Annotated in this window: 16 protein-coding genes and 1 pseudogene; 8 read left to right on the forward strand and 9 right to left on the reverse strand. The window is 54.3% G+C overall.

Annotated elements, in window-relative coordinates; genetic code table 11:
- Positions 1-354 precede the first annotated feature (354 nt).
- Positions 355-654, reverse strand: coding sequence for a hypothetical protein (locus KRAC_RS75320; protein WP_244422147.1), 300 nt, complete (start codon positions 652-654; stop codon positions 355-357).
- On the opposite strand from KRAC_RS75320, the pseudogene KRAC_RS65160 reads away from it, so the two are divergent.
- Positions 574-1,855, forward strand: a pseudogene (locus tag KRAC_RS65160) (zinc ribbon domain-containing protein). The gene KRAC_RS75320 and the pseudogene KRAC_RS65160 sit on opposite strands and share 81 nt — an antisense overlap.
- A gap of 295 nt (positions 1,856-2,150) precedes the next feature.
- Here the strand turns inward: KRAC_RS65160 and KRAC_RS02540 are convergent.
- Together KRAC_RS02540 and KRAC_RS02550 are read right to left on the reverse strand one after the other, a co-directional pair.
- Positions 2,151-2,948 carry a sugar phosphate isomerase/epimerase family protein gene (locus KRAC_RS02540; protein WP_007904253.1) on the reverse strand — a complete coding sequence of 266 codons (798 nt, stop codon included), beginning with the start codon at positions 2,946-2,948 and terminating at the stop codon, positions 2,151-2,153.
- A 573-nt stretch (positions 2,949-3,521) separates the two neighbouring features.
- Positions 3,522-4,094 carry a hypothetical protein gene (locus KRAC_RS02550; RefSeq protein WP_007904254.1) on the reverse strand — a complete coding sequence of 191 codons (573 nt, stop codon included), beginning with the start codon at positions 4,092-4,094 and terminating at the stop codon, positions 3,522-3,524.
- 89 nt (positions 4,095-4,183) lie between these two features.
- Between KRAC_RS02550 and KRAC_RS02555 the strand changes: the two genes are divergently transcribed.
- Positions 4,184-4,432 carry a hypothetical protein gene (locus tag KRAC_RS02555; protein WP_007904258.1) on the forward strand — a complete coding sequence of 83 codons (249 nt, stop codon included), beginning with the start codon at positions 4,184-4,186 and terminating at the stop codon, positions 4,430-4,432.
- Positions 4,433-4,560: 128 nt separating this feature from the next.
- The gene (locus KRAC_RS02560) at positions 4,561-5,112 is read left to right on the forward strand and encodes an SMI1/KNR4 family protein (protein WP_007904260.1); all 552 of its coding nucleotides are present in this window, start codon (positions 4,561-4,563) and stop codon (positions 5,110-5,112) included.
- A 25-nt stretch (positions 5,113-5,137) separates the two neighbouring features.
- Here the strand turns inward: KRAC_RS02560 and KRAC_RS02565 are convergent, their stop codons facing one another.
- Positions 5,138-6,439 (reverse strand): WD40 repeat domain-containing protein, encoded by a 1,302-nt coding sequence (locus KRAC_RS02565; RefSeq protein WP_007904262.1) that lies wholly within the window; start codon positions 6,437-6,439, stop codon positions 5,138-5,140.
- Positions 6,440-6,753: 314 nt separating this feature from the next.
- Here KRAC_RS02565 and KRAC_RS79230 point away from each other — a divergent pair, with 314 nt between their 5' ends.
- From KRAC_RS79230 to KRAC_RS02585, 3 genes are all read left to right on the forward strand, one after another.
- Complete coding sequence (locus tag KRAC_RS79230) at positions 6,754-7,353, forward strand: hypothetical protein (RefSeq protein WP_040441809.1); 600 nt, start codon at positions 6,754-6,756, stop codon at positions 7,351-7,353.
- 239 nt (positions 7,354-7,592) lie between these two features.
- Positions 7,593-7,958: a hypothetical protein gene (locus tag KRAC_RS79235; RefSeq protein WP_040441810.1), complete on the forward strand. Its 366-nt coding sequence runs from the start codon at positions 7,593-7,595 to the stop codon at positions 7,956-7,958.
- Between the two features lie 884 nt (positions 7,959-8,842).
- Entirely contained in the window at positions 8,843-10,876 is a 2,034-nt protein-coding gene (locus tag KRAC_RS02585) for an APC family permease (RefSeq protein WP_007904264.1), read from the forward strand.
- Positions 10,877-10,911: 35 nt separating this feature from the next.
- Here the strand turns inward: KRAC_RS02585 and KRAC_RS02590 are convergent, their stop codons facing one another.
- A complete protein-coding gene (locus KRAC_RS02590; protein WP_007904266.1) occupies positions 10,912-11,616 on the reverse strand; it encodes a response regulator transcription factor in 705 nt (234 codons plus the stop codon).
- Positions 11,609-13,300, reverse strand: a complete 1,692-nt coding sequence (locus tag KRAC_RS60570) for an ATP-binding protein (protein WP_007904267.1) — start codon at positions 13,298-13,300, stop codon at positions 11,609-11,611. Before KRAC_RS60570 ends, KRAC_RS02590 begins: the two co-directional genes overlap by 8 nt.
- A gap of 156 nt (positions 13,301-13,456) precedes the next feature.
- Here KRAC_RS60570 and KRAC_RS02600 point away from each other — a divergent pair, with 156 nt between their 5' ends.
- On the forward strand, positions 13,457-14,794 hold the full coding sequence (locus KRAC_RS02600; protein ID WP_007904268.1) for a TolB family protein: 1,338 nt from the start codon (positions 13,457-13,459) through the stop codon (positions 14,792-14,794).
- A 42-nt stretch (positions 14,795-14,836) separates the two neighbouring features.
- Positions 14,837-15,019: a hypothetical protein gene (locus KRAC_RS02605; RefSeq protein WP_007904270.1), complete on the forward strand. Its 183-nt coding sequence runs from the start codon at positions 14,837-14,839 to the stop codon at positions 15,017-15,019.
- A gap of 127 nt (positions 15,020-15,146) precedes the next feature.
- Here KRAC_RS02605 and KRAC_RS02610 read toward each other — a convergent pair whose 3' ends face one another.
- From KRAC_RS02610 to KRAC_RS60575, 3 genes are read right to left on the reverse strand one after another with little or no spacing between them, the layout of a single operon-like run.
- Positions 15,147-15,854, reverse strand: a complete 708-nt coding sequence (locus tag KRAC_RS02610) for an ABC transporter ATP-binding protein (protein WP_007904272.1) — start codon at positions 15,852-15,854, stop codon at positions 15,147-15,149.
- Between the two features lies 1 nt (position 15,855).
- Complete coding sequence (locus tag KRAC_RS02615) at positions 15,856-16,719, reverse strand: ABC transporter ATP-binding protein (RefSeq protein WP_007904275.1); 864 nt, start codon at positions 16,717-16,719, stop codon at positions 15,856-15,858.
- Positions 16,720-16,740: 21 nt separating this feature from the next.
- Positions 16,741-18,726, reverse strand: a complete 1,986-nt coding sequence (locus KRAC_RS60575; RefSeq protein ID WP_007904278.1) for a branched-chain amino acid ABC transporter permease — start codon at positions 18,724-18,726, stop codon at positions 16,741-16,743.
- Positions 18,727-18,763: the final 37 nt, after the last annotated feature.

An 18,763-nucleotide genomic window follows, 5' to 3' on the forward strand; every position in this document is an offset into this window, starting at 1 on the left:
GAAAAGATTGAGTTAGAGCGACAAAAAAAGATACTCTCCAACCATTCTATCTCTCATTGCGCTCTGAATGATTGATGCCACCTGGTATGTATCTCCTAATGCCTGCAAAAGCATTCTGTGAAGATCTAGTGATAGTAATTGTGACAGGAGAGGGCTTGAGCCCGCCGCAAGCCACGGTTCTTTAGACCGTGGTGAGGCGTGTTATTGGGCTTTAGCCCTTGTAAAATATAGTACTATATAGAACACATGTTTGACAATTTCACATCAGTCTGGTATTCTCGAAGAGAGATACCATATATTTTGCGAGAGGAGGTACTGAACATGGCAAAAGCCACGAAAACCATCAGGCAGGCATTACACTATCCACCGCAGTATGCTGCCTACTTCGCGGCAAACCAGGTCCTCTTCAATCGCGTCGTGGCCTTTTATTTCGACTGTATCCAGGCACACGAAGGTCTTCTTTCCCTCAACAATAAGGAGGCCCTCACGGCCCTGGAGAGACTCACCCATGTAACGGGTGCCAACCCCAATCCGATCATGCCACTCACCGATCTCGCGCCAGATATCCCTGCTCTGTTCCGACGCGCTGCTATCAATGCCGCGCTCGGCTCGGGTCGCTCCTTCTTCTCCTCTCTCAAAACATGGCGAGCACATAAGCAGAAACACGAAGCCAAACAAACGAAGAAGGGCAAGAGGAGGCCGTTCAGGGTGCGGTCACCAGTCCCGCCCCGATCATGGAAGAAGTCGGCTCCCTTCTACGCAAGCCTTTGGCGCGAGCGTTGTACCCGTTCTATCATGCTCAAAGTCTGGACCGGCTCGTGCTGGTCCTGGCTCAAACTACACACGCTCGGTCGCGATCTCCCTGATGATGATCTGATGGGCAGTCCGCAACTCGTCCGCAAGGGAGATCGCTGGTGGTTGCATACCCCTCTCGAAAAGACATTCGAGGCGCCCGCAAAAGTCAGAGAGCAACTCACCGCCGCCGATACACGTCTCTGCGCGGTGGATCTCAATCTTGATCATCACGTAGCTGTGTGCAGCGTCCAGACCGTTGACGGCACCATCCTGGCTACTTCCTTCATTGGGAATGGCACAGCGGTATCGGGCACAAGGCGCGCAACTGCTTGGACGTATTGCGCGCAACCGATCACAGACTGGCATCATTGCCGAGAACGAACAGGACAATGCCGACCTCTGGGCCAAAATCAGGCACGTGGACGAACAGAGCGCGCACCTGGTGAGCGCTCGCATTGTCCAGTTCGCTACCAAGCACGAGGCAAGTATTCTCGTCTTCGAGCATCTAGGCAACCTGCAACCAGAGCAGGGCACGTATTCGCGTCGGGGCAATACCAAACGGGCCTACTGGATGAAGGGCCGCATGTTCCGCTACGCAAAGTACAAGGCGTGGAATGGAGGCGGTATCATCACGGCCCGTGTGAATCCGCGCAATACCAGCCGGCAATGCCATCGTTGTCATGGCCTGGTCGTGCGCTACAACCAGGGACAACCCCAGGAGGGCTATACTCCCGGCGCCGCCCTCTGCTTCTGCCCACAGTGCCAGATGCGCGACCATGCCGACAGAAATGCCAGCCTGAGAGTCGGACAGCGCTTGATCGAGCGTACGCAAGCCCCTTTGAAGGAAAAGCCTCATGCTCTGACGCGACGTGCGAAGAGGGAGCCGAAAGGCTCAGGTGTTGGGATCTCCCAGGATGCCAAACGCCAGATGGGACCATCTCTCCCCGCGGCAAGGCGTGGAGATCATGCCAACGGGCATGGCACCGCCCAGAGAGGAAGGCGCCGGATGGGCGCGCCCCTCTCAGATATTGCGTCCCAACTACGGATTCACTTTGAGTAGTGGCTACGCCACCTATCTCACGAATCCGACTACGGCACAGTGTCAGAAGCTGCTCGGCTTTAGCCGACGCGGAGTGTCACACAGTATCTTAAAGTGATGACGCATATGCCTATGTGCCATCCGTTCAATCTCCCCCACCAGCATCTTTTCGCACTTCCCGGCGTGAAATACCAGTTTCTTGCCAGGCACAAGGACGAGTATTCGATCACGCTGATGTGTCAGGCGCTTGAGGTCTCTGTGAGTAGCTAGTATGCCTCACATACTTGACCCGTCAACCACCACCAGCGAGGAGATGCTACAGTTCGCTGTCCTCCCATTGCTCTCTGAGCACGGCAATCGCTGTCCCAACCTCGGCGGCAAAGTCATGCCAGTTACATTCAATCGCAATACGCTGGTCATACCTACCTTGCCGTAAGACGGAGAAATAGGGACGGAAGTCTTCACCATGCACGCCTGGAGCGCTACGTCCCTCAAACTCAGCGACATGAAAATGTCCCAGCAAGGGCACAACAGGACGCAACTCCTCCGGACCATCATGATTTTTGGTCATGTGGAATGTATCTGCCTGCAAGCGCGCCCCCGTATCACGGATACGAGAGATCAAGGCAGCACCCTCCTCAAGCGTGTTTACCACATTCGTAACGGCATAATCCATTGGCTGTAAGGTGATCTGGATTCCATGCTCACGGGCCCGGCAATTCCAGGTTGCAAGATACTCCTCGACCTGCCGCAAAGCGTCAGCATGATCATGCCCTTCTGGACATGACCTGGCACCAGCACTCCCCAGACAGATCACCCGAATACCGACCTGTTCAGAACGACGTAGGACCGTCCTGACGTAGCGCTCCAGCCGTGCCTGGTCCATATGACTGCTGGCCGTTCTCACAAGCCGGAAATCACCTGGTAGAAACGAGTAGCCGGTCTCCACAGGTACAGGTAAAGCACGCACCTCACGCAAGAGCGCCTCGAAGTCCTCTTGTGGTTGCTCAGGCACAAGCAGTTGCTGAATATTCGCTTCAATGAAATCAAAGGAGACCGTTGAAAGCGGAAGCGCGGCAACTGCTTGGATCGATGTACAGATACCAAATTTCATAGTAAACGTTCACCCATCTTCATTTGCAAGGATCAGAGCGTAAGTGACAAAACCAGTTTTCTACAGACAATCAGCATTGCTATACATTCCCATACTACAAAATCTGATCACTTTCTGCAAATGTTTGCACACCTGAGAATCTCGTTAAACTGCCTTCTGCCTTCCCTTCATACGAAAGTTGAGTGCCAAAATAGTAATCGTTTTCTATACAAGCCTTGATTTATCGAACGGCGCCGTAAAACCCTGGGCTTTAGCCCTGTCACTTATACACAAATATGCGATCTTGAGAAAGAACACGGAAGCGATGCGCTGCAGGTGCCTCGTTTTTCCCCACACGAGAGGTGACACACGTTCGGTGAAAACGTCGCTTGTCTCGCCAAGCTGAAAGCACATCATTGTGCATCAAGGGGCGTTTTTTCAACACCTTTCCCTCGCATCATTCTGAGGATCTTCTACAAACGTTCATATTTGTGTATAAGTGACAGGCTTAAAACTCAGGGGTTTCCAGAAGCGGAGATTCTATGATTTTTTCCTTGCAACAAAGCTTTTTGGCCCTAGAGGCCAATGGACCTCCTAGTCCGGGCTGGGTATGGTGATAATGATCGTGATGACAGTATCAGCGCTTATAGGATAATCTTTGAGATGAGCCTTGAAGGTTCCTGTACGATGGAAGACGAGTGATGTGGAGGTGTAAGGTGCAACCGTAAACGGTGCAAAACCATCTGCTGTATCGCTTACGAGCGTCTGGGCGTTGGCCGAATCATTCTGAATATACACAACTCCTTTTGCCCGAGGAGGTACATTCAAGATCGTCTGGGTAATTTTGGCGACCGGGCGATCAACAGCAGAGTGAATGGTTGTGAGATTGTCCCCCTGGGCGTCCCGGTTTATAGGATTACCGCTACTCCCTACCGTTGCGGCAAAATCTGCTTGGTTCACAGTTGAAGTAGTTGTGGGGGTCGCTGTTATTTCCGTGCTAACGTTAGAAGTGGGTGTGAGAGTCGTTGTTGTTTTCGTCTGCACAGTCTGCATATCGGTAGGGGTACCTGTAATAGATGTTTTACTATTCGATCCACAAGCGGCTACAAGGAGAAGAAAAAACACGCAACCAATAATAGGCATTTTTAATAATATTTTTTTCATCATTATCATAAAATCCTTTTGTTATATGAAAATCGTGCACGGAAAGTGTGTATTTAGTAATGAAAGTGTAACACGCAATCCCAGGAATTACTGTGCATCAGATCACTTTTGGTAGCAGCAAGCTTGTGGGAGATCCATTGTGCGCTGAGATGAAATTGCCCTTCTTGCAATTTTTGACCAATGCTGGCGATGCCAGCACGCATTTTCGCCATAGGGAGCTGCCAGCCGAGGATTGGCAGGAAATTACCTGGATCAATGTCCGACTTGCCAGCTACCAGGCATACCACTTCGCGAATGTTAGCACACCTTCTTCTCCGGTCGTGACTAGTCAACCAAGCTGAATTTGACAGAGGCGAGGGTCACTCGTGCTCCTCCTCACCCTTTTTTGCCCCTCTATAAAGAATAGGTCGCTAGTGCGCCTCGCAGAGGAGATTATTCACTAGGTATTGTGAGGAAGGACATGGAAAACATGCAGGGAATCTGGAAGCGTATCGAAGCGTGGCTCAAGGATAATGCTCCAGAGATCCTGGATACCCTGATAGAGGGAGCCACAGACGATGATCTCCAGGAGATTGAAGCAGAGATGGGTATGAGACTCCCTGAGGGTGTAAAAGCTTCATGGCAAACCTACAATGGGACCTTCGATGCGTTCATCGATGGTTGGCGCCTTCATAATCTTGATGAGGTGGTGCAGCAACGGCAGTTCATGATTGACCTCTTTCGTGATAATGAGGAATGGTGGAATCCCAAATGGCTCCCGCTTGCCTCCGATGGATGTGGTGATATGATTTGCATTGATCTGGCGCCAGTAGCTTTCTATGATACACCATCTCCCCAGGAACAGGTAGGGCAAATCTTTGTGTTTTGGCACGATGATGTGGACCATTGGCTCGCCCCGAGTTTCCAGGCCCTCTTCGCTGCCTTCACTGAGCACCTTGAGGCTGGCAAATATAAGATAGATGAGTTTGGAGGGCTCAAGAGCGATAATCTCCTGTTCTGGAAACCTCTCAAGGATGCCTGAGAAGACAGAGTATTCTGGTCAAGGATCAACGTTTTTTTCCCCAAATCTTGATCGACAGACTGCCGCTGGCAATGAACCGACTATCGGGACTGATGGCAAGGCTGTAGACAGGACCTGCATGGCCCGGTAAGGTACGAATAGTTTCTTGAGCGCCGTAGAGATTCCATTCCTTGATGGTTTTGTCTTCGCTACTACTGATGACTGTTTGCCATGTGGGATGAAACGCTACTGAACGGACGGGCCCGGCATGACCCGTGAAGGTGGAAATGAGCCTCCCGTCGTCGGCCCCCCACCACTTCATGGTCCTATCTGCACTCCCACTCATCAGCATCGTTGAGCTGATGGAAAATTGCCTGTCGTTCACCATGATCAAAGACAACACTTTCCCGCTGTGGTCTCTGAGGGTACGGAGAAGTTTTCGAGTGTGAGCGTGCCATAAGCGAATCACGCCGACCTCGTCTCCACTCGCAATGATCTGGTGATCGGGACTCATGGCAACGCTGTAAAGAGGACTTGGATGGTCGATAAAGGACGGCTTCTGCCGTCCGGTCTGCAGGTCCCAGGGTCTGACCGTCTGGTCAATGCTCGCGCTGACCAGGGTTTGTCCGTCAGTGCTCAGCGCAAGGGCGCGCACTCCATTGCCATGACCTTCAAGAGCGCGCAAGAGTTTCCCGCTCTGAGGATCCCAGAGTTTGATCGCGCTGTCCTGTCCACCACTGACCAGAAGCCCTCCGCTCGGGCTCCAGACAAGAGCGAACACGCCGCCGACATGACCCGTGAGGGTGTGCAGCAAGTGGCCGTGCGAAGGATCCCAAAGCTTGATGGAGCCATCGATGCTGCCGCTGGCAAGGATCTGCCCATCGGGACGAAAGGCAAGGCAACGCACCCAACTCGTATGACCCTTAAGCGTCTGCACGACCGCATCTTCTTTCACTTCCTCCGTCAAGAGATCCGCGACCAGGGTTAAAAATGCTCTCAGATCCTCTTCGGAAGCGGATTGACCGTGGATGTCACGAACGGGCTGGCTCGGATATGCGAGTTCTTGTCGAATGTCGGCAACGATGCGAGCCAATTGCTCCCGGCTCTCTCGGTTGCGGAACATGCTAGCAATACGCCAAGCATCTGCCTGGGGCTTCTGAGAGAAGATCGTGCCGTATAAGACCAGGCTGAGAGATCCCCCCCATTTCTCGGTGAGTGATCGACCTGGGAGCTGGGCAAAGTGGCGATAACATGTAGGACAGCGGTAGAAAGTGATCTTTGCATCGGATTCGGGCAGCAGTTCTAATGGACAATGTCGACAGGACAAGCAGGTAGCTTTTGAAGTCACGCGATCTCCTCCTCAGAAGAAAACAGAAGCGCTTCATGGCCTTGCGCGAGCGTATTCCCAGATACATCATAGCATTTTCTATGCCTCTATGTGGCAGGTTCCTTCTACTCGTAGCTGAAGGAGAGATTACAGAAACCCGAGCGATTCAGCCCCGGTCTTTTAAGCCGGGGAGGAATCGCCACTCCCGCGTGAGCGTGAGGGCCGGAAAAAGCCAGCCTTCTAGAACTCGTGTTCTTCCCAACTCTCTGGTACAATAGCCGTGCGATGATCGATCGCACGTATGAGATTGAAGGAGGAGCGGATATGCCAAAGACATGCCGGGGACAACGCAAGAAGAAGGAACAGCAGGAGAAACGGCCTGCACCCCCACCTTCCTGCTCGAACTGCCCCTGCTCGTCGATGCAGGGCAAGCCTCCCGCTTGCGTGCCCATTTGGAAGCTGCTCGCCAACTCTACAATGCCATCCTCTCCCAAGGCCAACAGCGCCTGCGCCGCATGCGCACTGACCCTGCCTGGCACGTGGCTCGTACCATTCCTCGCACCCAGAAAGCCGAACGGGCCGCCGCCTTCTCCGCCTTGCGCAGAGCGTATGGCTTCACCGAAGCAGTGTTGCATGAAGCGGTCAAAGGATTACGCGTCGGCTGGATTGCCGAGCATATCGAGGCCGTGTTAGCCCAAACCCTGGCCACTCGCGCCTATCGCGCCCTCAATCGCGTCTGCCTGGGGAAAGGAAAGCAGGTGCGTTTTAAGAGCCGAGGACGCGGCTTCTCCAGCATCGAGAACAAACGCAACGATACCAGCCTGCGCTTTGTCCTGCAACCACCCGAGGAGGGAAACGCAGGGTCTCTGCTCTGGAACGGAGACCAGCCGTGCCCCCGAATGGGGGTTGCCCGCTCTCATCGATTGGAAGGATGAAGTCGTGACCCATGGGCTCAGGCACCGCATCAAGTACGCTCGCCTCATCCAGCGCCCTGTCACAGCCCCAGAGCGGCGGGCGCTGATGCCCATGGGGATCGCTACTTCGTGCAACTCGCTTTGGAAGGCAAGCCCCACCAGAAGAAGAAGCACACGGTTGGCAAGAGTATCGTTGGCGGTGACCTTGGTCCCTCCCCACCCAGGCTCTCTTCCCCCAGGAGGGAGAGGCGAGCCTGGAGGTGTTCTGTGCCGAACTGGCTCCCGATGCCAAGGCCATTCGTCGCTTGCAACGGCAGATGGAGCGGCAACGAAGGGCGGCCAATCCTGAGCACTACGACGAAAAGGGGCGCATCAAAAAGCAAGGCCACCAAAGAGCGCAAGTTGGCAGCGCACCGCAAGAGCCTGCATGGGCGCAAAGTGCATCAGGTAGTGAAGCTTGGCAGCACCATCATCATCGAAAAGATTTCCTACAAGGCATGGCAGAAGCAGTTTGGCAAGAGTGTGGGACTGCGATCACCTGGGATGTTTGTGGAACTGTTGAGACGCACCGTTGCAAGCACGGGCGGCATCCTGGTGGCGCGTTCCTACGCGCACGACGGCGCTGAGCCAATGGTGTCACGGATGTGGCAGACGGGTCAAGAAGCCGCTTTCTCAGCGCTGGCATCACTGTGCATGTGGCGTGGGGCCCGTGCAACGCGACCTGTATTCGGCGTTTCTTGCCGCCTCCCTCGATCCAGCAGATCCCATTCCCTCGTGTGCCCGATACCAGGAGTATTGGGAGGGTGCGGCGGCGCGCCTGCGGGCAGCACACGAGCGTACAGCACAACGCGCGAAAGAGGGGCAGATCTTGCCCCGAAGCTTGGGTGTGACTCGAGCCAGAGCGCGTCTGCCCAAAAGTCTGAGGGAACCCACACAAGAGCCAGCCTCTCTTGCCCAAGCAGGAAGGCTGGAAGCGTGGACGGAACGCTCAGAACCCCCGCTGCTTTCGCACGGGGAGTCTTCAGCTCTCCATCACACGCGTTTCCTTCCTAAAGGAGGCTTGAAAGCGCTATTTTATTTGATCGCGGCTTGTTGCCAACATTTGTCCAATTGGGGTACACTTCTAAAAGTGTATTCCGTATTTGACCAAACATCAATGGCGTTTATTTTGCATCTCTTGCATATGGGGAAGAAGTATTTCATAATGCTTCATTTCATGGGCGAAACGAGGAGGAAAGCAGCTGTAGCCTGCTTGAAACTGACTGTCAAATTGACAGCAATGTGCCTGGTCAGAAGTGGATACGGTTTAACACATCTAGACAATTTTGCGGCCCCAATGAGGGAAAGAGACCAGCTTGGCACAGTGTTGAGCTGGGCTTAAAATGGCTTGTGTGTTACACTATGTAGCATGCGTGAGAGCCTTGCATGCTACGTCTAGCAAGCATGCAAGTTTCATAGAGGAGGGCAAGCCTCCTCGCATCATTCTCGACCAAAAGGATGACAGTTCGACATGGCACAGGAATCTGTGGCTTCAACAACATCAGAGGTAGGACATGAGGGGAGCGAGCATAATACAAAAAATATGCTTGGCCCTTTACTCTGCTGGGCAGTAGTCTTTGCAGATATTGGTACCTCGGTTTACTACACACCTGGAATTCTCTATCAAACCGTCCATGGGCTCGCGGGTTTCTTTGTATTCCTGACGATGACCGTTTTTGTGTTGCTTACATTAAAATATGCAGAGGTAACACATCGCTATCCCCAGGGTGGCGGCGTCGTGACGGTGGGTGCTCAAGCTCTCAACCCCTGGTTTGGTGCGCTGGGGGGTATGTTTATCTTGGTTGACTACTTTCTGACCGCAGCCATTAGTAGTCTTTCCGGCATCCAGTACCTGAGCGTGGTTCTTCCTACGCTGGCACCCTATATCCTTTGGGTCACAATTGCCGTCGTTATACTCCTTGGCGCCCTCAACTGGGTAGGTATCAGTGAAAGCGCGAAGGTGAGCCTCTTTGGCGCGATTATTGCCTTTATTAGCGATATCGCCATCCTCGTCACCGTCTTTACCCACATTTCGTTTGGCGAGTTTTTACAGCTCTTCCCTAAAATGTTCGCCAACCAGCATCTGACCGGGTTAGCCCTGCTGATTGGCTTCGCGAACGCCTTTCTGGCTTTCTCGGGTCTGGAGAGTATTTCACAGCTCTCCCCTGTCATGAAGCGCCCACATAAGAAGGTTGCAGGACAGGCCCTTTTTCTGGTGGTCATCACAATTGGCCTCACCAGCCCACTCCTGACGCTCTTCTCGACACAACTGCTTCCTTCCAAGATCCTGACCAATCCGGATACCTCCGGGCAGGTCATCTCACTGCTGGCAGGCAACTGGGGCAGCGTTGCGCTCCAAACAGAGGTCGCTATCAGCGCTAGCGCGCTCCTGGTCTTCGCCAGTAATACGGCGATCATCGGCGCGTATCATGTGTTTATGGCCCTCTCGCGTATGGGCTTCCTGCCGGAAGTCATCTTGAAGCGCAATAAAATACGTGACACTCCTCACTTCTCTATCGCCCTGGCAACCTTTATTCCGGTCGCGATCCTTGTCGCCGTCAACGGTAACATCAACCTGCTGGGCGATATGTATGCCTTCGGCCTCCTGGGTGCCTTTACGCTCACCTGCCTGGGCCTGGACGTGGTTCGCACACGTGATTGGAAGAAGGCGCGGGCCGCACGTCAGCAGCGTCTAGCATTGGGCACACAAGGTAATGGCCACGCTAGCGTCGGCAGCATTACTTCGACGCACGATTTGCAGCTCTCGCAGGTTGAAGCGCTCAGTAATACGGATGCGCCTCTCAGGAATGGCTCCAGCCTTCCGCTACAAGAAGTGCAAAAAGAGACGCATGGCTTGTGGTTTAAGATCGATTACGTCCTGGGTATTCTGACCACTCTGCTGGTCGCGATCGCCTGGGTGACGAACCTGATCTTTAAGCGCGATGCCACGATCTTTGGTGGCAGTATCACCATTGTGGGTATGATTATTGCCTATCTCTATCATGCGCGCTCCAGGAGAGTCACCGGCCGTGTCACAGTACCAGTGGTGGTCACACGCATCGAAGAGCGGATGCCCAACTCGATTCTGGCCATTCTCAAGCCAGGCGATCCACGTAATGAGGCGGTTATCCGTGCCGCAATCAATAACAATGAGCAACATCGCCCGGTCGTCTTCCTGTATCTGAGTGATGCGAAAACGCGGCCTCATACGCCTCGTATGATGGAGATCGTTGATCCGTATCTGGATGATGAGCAGGCTAAAGAAGCCTTTGGCAAAGCCGAGAGCATGGCACTCAATGCCAAGTTGCCCGTCCGCAAGTATGTGTACCTGCAAGGGCAGCCAGAGCTTGCCACGCAAATCTGGCAGATGCTCCATCCAAAGGATACGCTCGTTTCGGCAGCTGATGTTGAGGAAAACGAAAAGATCAAAAATATCAATCCAGATCGTATTCGCTACGAAGTTACACCCGAAGGCAGAGTGGCCCACCTGCTCAAACGCTGGTAGGCCATCATGTTGCCAGTCAATAGCTCGTTCTCGCTCTATTCTGGCTCCTCGCTGTTAAAGCGATAGCCAACGCCCGAGATGGTCAGAATAAAACGAGGATGAGCCGGGTCTGGCTCGATTTTGCGCCGCAACTGCCCAATATACACATGTAAATAATGTGCCTCCGTGCCATACCCCGTTCCCCATACCTGCGACAGCAACATCTGGCGCGTCATGATCTTGCCCGAGTTGCGGATCAACGCCTTCAAGAGATCATACTCGGTCGGCGTCAGCTTCACTTCTTTCCCCTCAACCTGCACCAGGCGCTGGGAGAAATCCACACGCAAAGGGCCAGCCTGAAAGACAGGTTCCGTTCCCACCTTGACCTGGGCTGAATGCCGTAGCGCCACACGTACACGCGCCAGGACCTCATTTAAGCCAAAGGGTTTGGAGACGTAGTCGTCTGCCCCCAGGTCCAACGCCTGCACCTTGTCACGTTCTGTATCCTTCACTGAAAGCACGATGATGGGCAGGTTCGATTGTTCCCGCACTTTTCGGCACACCTCAAGCCCACTGATTCCAGGGAGTCCCAGATCAAGCAAGATAAGATCCGGGCGATGGCGCACCACCTCTTCCAGCGCCTCTTCGCCACTGGAGGCGGAAAAGACTTCATAGCCATAAGCCGTCAGGCTCCGCTGTAAGGCACGCACAATCTCAATTTCATCATCAACTACAAGTATACGAGCACCGCTTTTATGCATAGTCCAGTTCTTCTCCCTTTGTCAGTGGCAAGGTAAAGCGGAAAATCGCGCCCCCCTCAAGCCTGTTCTCAGCCCAGATGCGACCTCCATGCGCCTCGATTAAACCACGACAGACTGCCAGACCTAATCCCGTTCCCATTGTACTACTACTGGAGCGCCTGGTTCCTGATACACGGTAGAATTTGTCAAAGATACGCTCCAGGTCGCCTGGAGGAATGCCTGGCCCATAATCACCAATGCTTACAAGCATATTCTCATCCATGACGTCGACCGAGATTTCTATGGGCGAGCCAACAGCGGTATAACGTGCCGCATTCTCCAACAAATTCGTGACCACCTGGTCCAGTTGTAGGTAGTCAATCTGAACAGGGGGTAAATCCTCTGGAAGCGAGGTCCGGATCTCACGCCCCTCTAACGTTGTCTGCATATGCCCCAGCACATCGTGAATCAGCTCATCAATAGGGTACCACTCCTTCTCAGGATGCAATGCCCCTCCCTCGATGCGAGACATATCGAGTAAATTGCCCACAAGGCGATTCAGGCGATCAGCCTGCCGCTCTATCGCCTGAATAAAACCCGCTCGCTCCTCTTCACTCCATGAGACATCTTCTTGGAGCAGGCTGCTGGCCGCCGCTTTGATAGAGGCCAGGGGCGTGCGCAAATCATGGGAAACCGAAGACAACAGAGCCGAGCGCAAGGCATCAGTGCGTCGCAATAGCTCAACCTGCATGCTTTCACGTCGGAGGCGCGCCCGGTCAATAACCGCCGCAGCCTGGTCCATAAAGGTCCAGAAAAACGCGGCTCGCTGTGAGAGTTGCTCGCCTCTTCCACGCGCACGCGTCCCCAGCATAAATTGCTGGGGATCCTCGTTCATCAACAGGCGCACGACACCAACGCTGCGTTGTCCCAACATCAAGGGCAACATACGAATGTATCCCCGCTTTGAGGCGTCGGCATACATCCTGCGACGATACCAATACCGGATAGGGTCACGCGCCGCCACCAACGCATCACTATAGAGGTCGATCACCTTTCCTTCACGCATGGCCGTCATGGCCGTCGCCTGCTCGTCAGGTACTAATTCCATGACTGTACCTGGTGTCTGTTTTACATCGGCATGTAAAACAAACTGGTTTCTCTCATTGGGGAGAAGAATGGCACAATCACGTACACCTGACGAGGCAAACTCACGCACAACCGCCTGGGCCACCACCTGGAGCTGGCGCTCCATACTCGCCTCATTCGTGGTAGCGCTCACCATTTCATATAACGCACGCGTCTCGCTCTCACGCATTGTTGCTTGCTGGGCACGCTGTCGCAGGGCAGCCGCTAGCTGACCAGTAAAAATAGCCGTGACCAGAAAAATGAAGAGAGCCAACCACTCCTCAGACTTGCCAATGGTAAAGGTATACAGTGGCGGGACCAGAAGATAGTCAAAAGAAAGAAAAGCAACGACTGAGGCCACCGTCGCGGCATAGAGTCCCCGCGTACTTGCCAGCACCAGCACAATAAGTAAATAGATGAGCGAGACGTTTGGAATCGTTGGATACAGTTTGAGAAGGTAGAGACACAGCGTCACTGCCAGAGAACTCAGAATTCCCAGGCATGAGTCGATGATATAAAGCTGTCCCTTCTGCCCCTTATCCGCTTTGAGGAACAAAAGCTGCTCGATTATTCTTTTCATAGCGATGAGCCTATATACTACACAAAACCCCATCTGGGGACACAGCGCGACCTCACAATTGACTGCCAACAAGAAGCATAGCACATCTCAGAAGTAACTGTAAGCCCTGGTTAAAACGCTCTTGACCACGCGGCCCATGGCGCATATACTGCAGGCATGAAACGACAAGATCTGGCGCTTATCGCCCTCCTGCCACTGCTGGCTAGCCTGCTCCTCATTGCATGCCAACCTGGGCATGATGGAACAAAAATCATTGGCTATCTCAAAGATGGACAACTCTGGACGGTTGACGCCAATGGCGCCAATAGCTTCGCCATCGTCAAACAAGAGGTGCCAGTCGTGGGGTATAGCTGGTCGCCCAGTCACCAGATTGTGGCCTTTCGCACGCTCGATACGGACTTCGCACATACCCCGGCCGCCAGAAGTGTCCTGGCAGAGCAGAGGCCAGGTGGCATAATACAGGATACCCCTGGCGCCGTCAGCACTGTTGGAATCGATGGTGGCACACCCATCGTTGTCGCCTTCTCCAACACAAACGCACGCTATAGCAATGCCACCTGGAATCCATCTGGGAATCGCCTCCTGCTCCGCCAAACGAGTATAGGCGATACGTTTCAGGCAGGCGATGCTACCTGGTGGCTCACCCAGAACGATCAGCCCGGTGGAATCGCCGCCAAAATCTTCCCTACCAGCTATGCGTTCCCTTCTTTTGGCTATATGAATGATCTTGTCGCGGGAATTGCTGATAAAGGACTTTTCACCGCAACCCTGGCTGGCACACAACAACGCGCGCTCACCAACCAGGAACTCACTGGGCATCCCCTTCCTGCTGGACTCGAACGCGTGCTCTGGCAACCACAACACCAGGATACGAGTCTGCTGTACGCGCAAAGCGTGGCTTCTCAGCCCGCCTCTTCTGGACACCCGACACAGGTACAATTGATACTGCGCTCTCTGAAGGGAGAGCAACGCGTGCTGGCAACCTGCGCCTGCACGCAGTTTGCCTGGAGTCCCGATGGCAACACGATCTTCTATACAACTGGCACCTCATTTACTATCTTACCTCTCAACCAGCAACATGCTTTCACCTTCCATGCTGATCAAGAGAGCACGCCCTCCTGGTCGCCTGATGGCCGCTTTCTCCTGCTCAATAGTCCACACAGCCTGATACTGGTCGACGTCATCCATCAACGTACCCAGACCCTCTTGAGCAGCCCCGCTGATACAGGGGGCCAGTTAGGAAACGCGGTCGATAGCAAAGCGCTGCTCCAACCCTTGCCCAATAGTCCCTGGGCAGCCGATAGCCAGCATTTCCTCTTCCTGACGCAGCAGCGTCTCTCCTGGCAGGGGAAACACCTGGCCCAGGGAGAGGGTCTTTACACTGTATCCCTGACACCTGATGGAGGTCTAGGAGCGCCTACCCTGGTCGCAACGGGCGCAATTAGCCAGCCCGGCTGGACCTACCAGGACCCCAATACCTCCTTCCTGTTTTAAACAAGACAAGACAAACAATACGGAGGAAGGAAATCAACACAAATGAATAAACACCAGGATGAGAGCTTTGAAGAAGATTTTGACGAGGAAGAATACGACGACATGGAGCTTCTTGAGCGGCTGGAGACGCTGCGCGAGGACATGGAGGAGCTCAATGTGCGTACACTAGACGATGTCATCCAACAGATCAAAGAACTGCACCAGAAGCTCGACGCCAAGGCATAGCCAGAAGCGTCAAGAGTGTTATAGGACGACGACGCTACTAAAGTACGCGTCTACATATAAATAGTACGGGGCATCTCGTACCATTATATGTAGACGCGTACTTTAGTAGCGTCGGGCCACTCGATGACTAGGCGCCGCCCAGGTAGGCCTGGCGCACTAGGTCGTTGGTCAAAAGGTTGGCGGCCGTATCGCTGAGCACAATCTTGCCAGTCTGCAAGACATACCCACGATCCGCCAGTTTCAAGGCCATGGAGGCATTCTGTTCAACCAGGAAGACCGTCACACCTTCGTTACGGATACGCTGAACCGTCTCAAAGACGGTCTCCACCATAATGGGTGAGAGTCCCATTGATGGCTCGTCCATACAAATCATACGTGGATGCGACATCAGGGCGCGTGCCATGGCCAGCATCTGCTGCTCGCCACCCGACATTGTGCCTGCCGCCTGCTTCAGGCGCTCCCTTAGACGAGGAAAGATATCGCACACATGCTCCAGGTCCTGGCTAAGCTCCGCGCGGCTCTTGCGCGTGTATGCTCCCATCTCCAGGTTCTCCAGCACCGACATGCGCGGGAAGATGCGCCTGGCCTCAGGAACTAACGCCAGGCCAGAAGCAACAATATCGCCCGTCAAACGGCGCTCGATGGGCTTGCCATCGAAGAGGATAGAGCCACCGCGTGGGCGCACCAGGCCAAAAATGGTTTTCATAGTCGTGGTCTTGCCCGCCGCGTTCGCGCCTAGCAGACAGACGATCTCGCCTTTCTGCACCTCCAAGGACACCTCGTGGAGCACCTGGCTGGGACCATAAAATGTATTGACATTGCTGAGTTGTAACATCCTACTTGACCTCATGCTCTTCTGTCTGTTCTGGCTCCTCAGCGGACTGCCCCAGGTACGCGGCAATAACCTTCTTATCGCGGCGCACCTCTTCGGGGAGGCCCTCGGCGATCTTGCGCCCATAGTCGAGCACCACAATACGATCTGAAATGCCCATCGTGACCGCCAGCTTATGCTCGATCAAGAGAATCGCGAGGCCCAATTCTTCGCGCAGGCGCCGTACATAACCCACCGCCTCCAAGGTCTCGGCCTCGTTCATACCAGCCGTCGGCTCGTCGAGCAGCAAGAGTTTAGGCTTCGCGGCCAACGCGCGCGCGATCTCAACACGCCTGCGCTCCGCATAAGAGAGGTTAATAACATACTCATCTTGCCGATCCACCAGGGAGGAGCCAAAGAAGCTCAACAGCTCTATAGCCCGTTCGCGTGCAGCCTCTTCTTCCTGGCGCACACGCCGAGTACGAAAAAGCGAACCCAGGACACTGGCCTTCAGTTGCGTATGCTGCCCCACCAGGACATTCTCCAGCACCGTCATATTATTGAAGAGGCGAATGTTCTGGAAGGTACGGGCGATACCACGCACCAGTACCTGGTCGGGATTCAGGCCCACAATAGACTTCCCTTCCAGGGTAATCTCGCCCTTTGTTGGCCGATAAATCCCAGTAATCAGGTTAAAAACGGTCGTTTTGCCGGCACCATTGGGACCAATCACACTCACAATTTCCCCAGGCCGCACAAACAGGTCAAGGTCGCCGACAGCGGTCAGGCCACCAAAGGCCTTGCTGACGTTATTCAACGCCAGCAAGGCTTCGCCTGTCACAGGCTCAGAGGGCGTGCCTTCAACACGTTCTGCTTGCATTTCACTCATCCTCATGCTCCTGCTACTGACTTATTCAACACGCACGCCTTCTTCAAAATCGGTTGTGCCCGGAGGAACCTCCAGGGCATCTCCGGCATCCGCCTCTGGAATCTTCTCCTCCTCATGGTGCAACTCGCGCCTACGACGCGCACTTGGAATCAAGCCCTCTGGTCGATAAATTACGATCAGGACCAGGATGACACCAAAGATCAAGCCGCGAATATTACTAAAGGCAAAGTTGGGAAGCGTTTTGAACACATGTAGAATATTGTTGGGGTCGGCCGCTAGCGTATCCAGTTGTCCCAAAATTTGCAGGTTGATCGCGTAGACGGCGATAGCGCCTACGACCACACCAGGAATGCTCCCCAGGCCACCAATGACCACCATGGCCAGGTAGATGATCGAGTCGCTGAAATTGAAGTTATCAGGCGAGACCGTTCCCAGTTTGGCAGCGTGATAGGCGCCCGCGATACCTGAGAAGAAGGCACCCGCGCCAAAGGCGAGCAGTTTGGTGTTCACCAGATTAATACCAGAGGAAGAGGCGGCGATCTCATCTTCGCGAATGGCGATCCAGGCGCGTCCCAGGCGTGAGTCGCGCAGGCGCAAATTGGCGAAGACACACAGGGCGATCAGCGCCAGAATCAGGTAGTAGTAGGGACCCGCGGTAATCGAGGTCCAGCTCACGCCTGGGAAAGCTGGCGAGTAGACACCAACGATACCATTGATGCCATTGGTGTACTTATCCAGTTCTTTAAAGATCACCGGGACGATCTCACCAAAGCCCAGCGTTACAATCGCCAGGTAGTCACCGCGCAGGCGCAGAGTAGGCGCACCCAGAATCACGCCCCACAGGGCCGCGATCAAGGCCGCCACAATGACCATGGGCCAGAAGAGCCAGGCCCAGGTGGTAGGCGCAATCGTAATGCCCGTCACAATCTGGAACTGAGAGGAGCCAAAGAAGCCCCAGACATAGGAGCCAATGGCGAAGAAGGCGACATAGCCCAGGTCCAGCAGGCCCGCGAAGCCAACCACGATGTTCAAACCCAGCGCCAGGATCACATAGTACCCAGCATCGCCGTACGCCGCCAGGCGTCCATCCGTACCATAGCCAAACAGGAGTGGGTCCAACACGGGATAGAAGAGCGCGAACGCCACAATCAACACCATATAGAAGCGTTGCGCCCCCTGGCTCAGCAGTGGCAGGTCAGTGGGCACAATCTCACGGATCTTCTCCTTCGCCCGAGAGAGAGAGAGGACGGCAATCTGGCGCTCTGTACGTTTGGCCGCACCATTCCCATTCGTGCCATTCGCGCTGGCCTGAAGTGACCGGCGCATCGCGAGTCTACCACCAAGACGACCCAGGAAATAGCCTGCCACTGGCAGCAAGATCGTGCGTGCGACGATCCATATCAGCAACGTATTGGGAATAGAGCCAGCGATGTAGTAGACAATATCGAGCACCAGAGAGACCAGAGCAAAAGCGAGGGCAAACCAGAGGCCTGCCGCAGTAGCCTGCTGCACGCGCTGCGCACGCCTCTCCTCGGTCAGGATATCCAGGCTGGCCTGAGGGGCTGGAGGCACATATTTGAGCGCCTGGCGAATCCTGGTGCGTCCAAAGGCATAGAGGCCCCAGACGATGATGCTGGCAGCCATTCCCATAATCAGGCCCAGGGCCTGGATCAGCAGCAGGGGAGCCACCACCTGGAAGAGCATATCGATCCAGAGCTCGCTCATGCCACGGCGTCCACTATCAGCAGCGACCAAATAGCCTACCAGCGCGATAATCGTCAGGTATAACAGCCCGATAAAGACAGTGGCCTCGATCAGCGAGGGCCAATCTGCGAACGGAAGTATAGCCTCCCCCGGAGAGACATAGCTCAAAAAGACGTTGTTGATAATGCCTTCGCCACTCCAGACAAAGGTAAACACCGCAAGCGGGATGAGAAGCGCGATGACCCACTTGAGCAACAACTTTCGTGTCTCGGGTGGAGGAAGAAGCATACGAGCAGACAACATAACCTCACCTCATAAGAGAATAGGAAGACAGCAAGAG

Origin of the sequence: Ktedonobacter racemifer DSM 44963 (assembly GCF_000178855.1) — a bacterium.
GTDB classification, from domain to species: Bacteria; Chloroflexota; Ktedonobacteria; order Ktedonobacterales; family Ktedonobacteraceae; genus Ktedonobacter; species Ktedonobacter racemifer.